Raw genomic sequence first — 5781 nt, forward strand, 5'->3', positions numbered from 1 at the left:
GCAGGGGTCTTTAATTCTAGCTCGCAACGCTTTTGGCAAACCCGGAAGAACTGATTCTGCAATTACCGTTCCATACCAATCGGAGTCAAAACTATAAACAATGACTCGATCAGCGCTAATCGCTTTGCGGACTTCTTCAACGGTAGCTTTGAGGACATCTTCTTCGTTGAGTGATTCCCGAATCTGGCGGGTAATATCTATAAATATGTGAGCTTGATCGACTTTCGTATCTATCTGTTCTAACAACTTCGTGTAATTGAGGGCAAATCCCACTTGTGTCGCAATTTGACCGAATAAATCAATTTCATATTGCTGCCAATTACGGGGTTTAGAACACTGATGTGCAATTAATAAGCCAAATAGCTGGTCTTTCTTAAGAATAGGTGCAACTAAATTGGCTTTGACAGCAAATTGTTCTAGCAATCCAATATGACAATCAGCTAGATTCGCTTGATAAATATCATCGATCGCACGGACACGGCCATTTTGATATTGTTCTACATACTCTCCTTGAAAGCAAGGGTCTAAGATTGTTGCCCGCAAAGCATTTGGGAAACCAAATGCCACTGATTCTGCCACAAAGGTTCCATCTCCATTGGAATTGAAGCGAAAGATGGCGACGCGGTCAGTTTGTAAGGCGGCGCGAACTTCTTCAACGGTAGTTTTAAGAACATCTTCTTCCTTGAGCGATTCCTGAATGCGACGGGTTATGTTTATCAATACGTGGGCGCGTTCAGTTTCGAGTTCTTGTTTCCATAGCAATTGCGGAAGTTGTTCTTGTAGAAAGTTGATATTTGTCTCTAAAACAACTAGTTCATTGTTGCTGGGAATCAGAGTACGAATATTTTCACCTTTTCGACGTAGCCTGTTCACCATTGTGGTAGAGATTGCAGCAGCATTTAGGATGGGACGAATGGCACGATTAGTTAAAATTACAGCGATCGCAGCTGCTAACACTGTCGCTGTCCCCGTTCCAATTAACAGAAGTGAAAGTTGTTTGTGTAGTGCTTCGGTCTCTGCTAGCTCTGTAGCGCCTAGTTGTTTAGTTTGAGGAATTTGCTTATTAATTAACTTATTGCCAAAGTGATAAGTTGTTGCAGTCCCAAAGGCCAGTACTGGAAGCATACTGACGGCGACAGCCCAAACTGTTGCTTTTGCCTTCAAACTCCAATCCTTTCGTCCCCATTGTTCTTGACGAAGAGACTGTTGAAGGCTTATTGACTGCTTTGCAGGGTCTGTTATGGTCGAGTTCCCTGTATCTTGTTGACTACTCTGCAATTGATTAACCTTTTTTTTGTCAACTTGCTTTTGAGGAGAAGGCTGAGTCATAAATAAAGTCTTAATTACGTTGCAAAAATTGATTAAAAAAAGATAAACTACCACATTCAGTTCATCAACTGACGAAGTAGGGTAATGCACTTATTGAAATTGCTGCCGAGTCAAAGATAGAGTCAAAAAATAACTTTTTTTACTGGGTTTTATGTAAGGCTTTTATATAGGGGTGTACTTACCACAAATAAAGTAAATTTTTGTGAGAAGACCCCATACATCCTCTAAAACCTCTAATTTGTTTTGTGTTCACTGTCTAGCCTTTATGTCTCTATATACAGAGTTTGATGCCCCGAATAGATAAATTAGTGTATTTAATATATTAGTGTTTAATTTAACAAAATTATATTCTAAAAGTTTTTTAATTGGATAAAGTACAGTTAGTAGCTGTATACTTAGATTCAGAAAGCAGCTAAGAACTATCAGTCAGTGTTGGATCAGAACTTCTGAAATCTAGAGTTTTTGTTTATTTATAATAATTGATACCAGTAAATTCCCAAGTTCCTCTACTTTCAGAATAAAACAAGTAAGTATTTGTATAAATTAGAACTAAATTTCTATTAAGCAAAACTTGCTGCAATATCAAGATGTTATATTCTGACTTTTATATAAAGCCTAATCAAGTTTTTTATGCATCAACACTCTTTAAAAAATGACCATTGACTATTGACCATCTCACTTCAATTGTTCAGCTATGCGATCGCCCTGATTGGATGAAGAAAAGGGGACTGGGAAAGACATAAAGCCAATCTCCAATCCCCATCACCAAACCAACCAACTACTAACTCAAATGGTCTTGTGATTACTATTTGAGTGCTTTTTGTGACGATTTATCGATTTCAGCTAGCTTTTCAGCTTCTTCATCGCTTTCAAGAATACCGAATTCAATCAGCAATGCTTCTAGCTCATCCATCTCGATGGGTGTAGGAATGGTAAGATTGGTATTATTGATGATTTTTTTCGCTAGCGTGCGGTATTCATTACCTTGATTACTGTCAGGTGCGTACTCGTTCACAGTCATACGACGTAACTCTGCGTGTTGCACGATGTTGTCGCGAGGTACGTAGTGGATCATTTGGGTATTTAAGCGTGATGCTAGGGTTTCGATGAGTTCGATTTCGCGATCAACGTTACGACTATTACAAATTAAACCACCCAAGCGCACGCCGCCAGTGTGGGCGTACTTGAGAATACCGCGAGCGATATTATTTGCAGCGTACATCGCCATCATTTCACCAGAGGTAACGATGTAGATTTCTTGGGCTTTACCTTCACGAATAGGCATGGCAAAACCACCGCAAACAACGTCACCTAATACATCGTAGCTGACAAAGTCAACATCTTGGTAAGCGCCGTTTTCTTCTAGAAAGTTGATGGCGGTAATAATACCACGACCAGCACAGCCTACACCTGGTTCAGGACCACCTGATTCCACGCAACGTACGTTACGAAATCCAGTGAGCATGACTTCTTCTAGTTCTAAATCCTCTACTGCACCGCGTTCAGCAGCCAAGTGGAGAACAGTGGTTTGAGCTTTACTATGTAGCATCAAACGGGTGGAATCTGCTTTAGGATCACATCCAACAATTAAGATGCGCTGACCCATTTCTGCCATAGCAGCAAGGGTATTTTGAGATGTGGTGGATTTGCCAATACCACCTTTACCATAGAATGCTATCTGTCTAATCTTTTCGTCGGACATGATGAGTTTTCTCCTAAAATTCTTCGATTTGATAGGTAGGGTTGAGAATCAGACATATTCAGTACAGTGGAGTGATCGCAGTGACCGTGTACTCATAGCCATACCCATCAAGAACCACAAAGACAAAAAGTGCCTATTGGGAATGCAGAGCAGATGACGGTATTGCACAGCTAAAAATGCTTCGCTTTTGGTCAGTTGTTAGTTGCTGTTGAGGACTGACCAACAAGCAATAGTTATTTAACTGCTGATGGAGTAAATGCGATCGCACGGTGAACACTATAGAGTGGCGTATTAATTATTAATTTAGAATTTACGCAGAGTATTCCCTTAATTTATTTCTACAACCAACGCTTGTGTTGTAATCCACTCTAAATGCTTGCAACCTTCCAGTTTTGCCAGTAGATAGTCGCCTACAACTTCATATTGGGAATGAACCAAACAATCTTTTTAGGTACTAAGTAACTGATGTACTGACATGATTCTGTAATGTTCCGTATCCTATCCTTTCGTTTTACAACTAGCAATCACAACTAGCTTGTGAAATTTTTCTATATCCTCTATGGACTGGATCTGGACTTGAACTGATTTGTTTGACTCTCGACTTCACCATCAGCCAGAATCATCAGGTTTTATCTCTCAATTACAAAGAGTTATGATCAATTTAACTGTATTCGTCAATACAAAAAACCGCATCAGGTTGATTCTTGCATTTTTTTAAGGGGCGATCGCACTTGTCCCGTTATCGTTTTATGCTTGGTTGACATAAATGTTAAAAGTTCCCTTCCCGTCAAATTTTTAGATATGATTCAAATTCTTGATTCTACCTTAAGAGAAGGGGAACAAACTCCTGGAGTTTATTTTTCTCCTGCAACAAAGTTAGCAATTGCTCAGTTTTTAGACCTGGTAGGAGTTGATATTATTGAAGTTGGTAATCCTGTAGTTGATAGGGAAATTGCTTTAGCCATAACTCAAATTGCTAATGCTGGACTCAAAGCAAAGATCGGCGCTCATTGTCTTTGTCGAATAGATGATGTGAATCAAGCACTGGATTGTGGCGTCAATTTCTTAGGAATTTTCTTTAGTGTTTCTCAGCAACGATTGCAACAGGACTACAACATAGGTTTAGAGTCAGCTATAGAGAAAATTGTCGAAGTAATAACCTATGCGAGAAAACAGAAAGATAACTTATTAATTCGTTATACACCAGAAGATACGGTTCGTTCTCCTTTAGAAAATGTGATTGAAGCAGCGATCGCAGCGTTAAAGGCAGGAGCTAATATTATTAGCATCGCTGATACAACTGGATATACAACACCATTTCATCCAATCCGTAGTCTTTATAATTATGTGAAAACTCTCAAGGAAGAACTCGCAAAACAGGAATTATATCCACAAATAGAGGTTCATTGTCATAATGATCGAGGTTTAGCTTTAGCGAATGCACTGGATGCTTACAGAGCAGGTGTTAATATTATTGACGTGACAGTTATGGGACTTGGAGAACGAGCGGGTATTGTCGATTTAGCTGAATTACTTATAAATTTAATTGACACAGTTGAGGAAAAGCATTGTTGGGAACTGAGTTATTTACAGGAATTATATGATTTGGTAAGTAAGCATTCTCATATCTCTATTTTTCCTCATCACCCAGTAATCGGAAAAAATGCTTTTACCCATTATGCAGGTATTCATGTAAATGCCGTGGCTAAAGATGAAGCCCTTTATCAAAGTTTAAATCCAGAAATTTTAGGGACAAAAAGCAGCTTGGCATTAGGAATACAATCGGGATATACTGCGATTGAATTGGCTCTTCAACAAATTGGTAGAAGCGAACTGATAAAAGATAAAGAATTAGTTGCTAATATTCTCTTCAAAATTAAAGAAATTGCCAAAAGAGGTACTCCTATAAATATTGAAAAAGAGTTACCAGCAATTGTGGAAAGTTGTGCAATCACCAAGATGATTACTAAGTAAGATAGCCTAAATAACAAAAAGTTTGTAGTAAGGACTAAAGTCCTTACTACGAACTTATTTCAACAATTTTTAGCTCTTGCTCTGTTGTCTATAATAATTAATTACCTGCTCAATAAATTTTTGCCAATGATGATCGGGAATCCAAATTTGATGTAAATCTTTCTCTGCTTCTGCATGATTTATTCCTTTACATAGGCGACGGTAAAGATACATAAAAACAGAAACTCTCTTATTAGCAGCGCAATGTACAAACACCTTTTTATTTGTGTTGGTTTCCATGACTTGGAAAAAATCTTTGACATTCTCATAAGTTGGTTTTTCCCAAGCTACAGGAATATGAATATATTCCATCTCTTGAGATTCCACTATTTCTTTTTCATTCGTTAAAGCATTGGGAGACTCTGGTAATGCTAGATTTACAACTAGTTGGTATCCTGCTTCTTTGATGAGTGTAAATTCTTCTTCAGTGAGTTGTCCTGATGTCGCAATCAAATCTGATATTTGCAGGAAATTGTAAATATTCTCAATACAATTGTGGGACATTTTTAAATGTGTGAAGCAAATTGTTAATTTTCGATAACTGAGTCTCAGTTATTTACTTAATTCAGACTGACAGCTATCATGTCCGTTGAAATACAATACGGTTCAGTTAAGGCTAAAAACTAAAACTAGCGTAGGTTGGGGAGCCAGTGCGTTGCGGGGGTCCCAAGAGTTGTAGCACCTGGCGTTTGAGGAACGTAGACGCGCCCTGCGCGGCTGATCGCAGAGTAACCCAA

At 38.6% G+C, this 5781-nt stretch carries 4 protein-coding genes; 1 reads left to right on the forward strand and 3 read right to left on the reverse strand.

Annotated elements, in window-relative coordinates; genetic code table 11:
* Positions 1-1329 (reverse strand): GAF domain-containing protein (locus ACE1AT_RS27865; protein ID WP_374874337.1); only part of this gene is annotated, 1329 nt, incomplete at its 3' end.
* A gap of 805 nt (positions 1330-2134) precedes the next feature.
* Positions 2135-3031, reverse strand: coding sequence for a nitrogenase iron protein (nifH, locus tag ACE1AT_RS27870; RefSeq protein WP_374874339.1), 897 nt, complete (start codon positions 3029-3031; stop codon positions 2135-2137).
* 801 nt (positions 3032-3832) lie between these two features.
* On the opposite strand from nifH, the gene ACE1AT_RS27875 reads away from it, so the two are divergent.
* Positions 3833-5005 carry a LeuA family protein gene (locus ACE1AT_RS27875; RefSeq protein ID WP_374874341.1) on the forward strand — a complete coding sequence of 391 codons (1173 nt, stop codon included), beginning with the start codon at positions 3833-3835 and terminating at the stop codon, positions 5003-5005.
* Positions 5006-5074: 69 nt separating this feature from the next.
* Here the strand turns inward: ACE1AT_RS27875 and ACE1AT_RS27880 are convergent, their stop codons facing one another.
* The gene (locus ACE1AT_RS27880) at positions 5075-5548 is read right to left on the reverse strand and encodes a protein tyrosine phosphatase family protein (protein ID WP_374874343.1); all 474 of its coding nucleotides are present in this window, start codon (positions 5546-5548) and stop codon (positions 5075-5077) included.
* Between the last annotated feature and the right edge of the window lie 233 nt (positions 5549-5781).

This window comes from Pelatocladus sp. BLCC-F211 (genome assembly GCF_041928655.1).
Taxonomy (GTDB): Bacteria; Cyanobacteriota; Cyanobacteriia; order Cyanobacteriales; family Nostocaceae; genus Pelatocladus.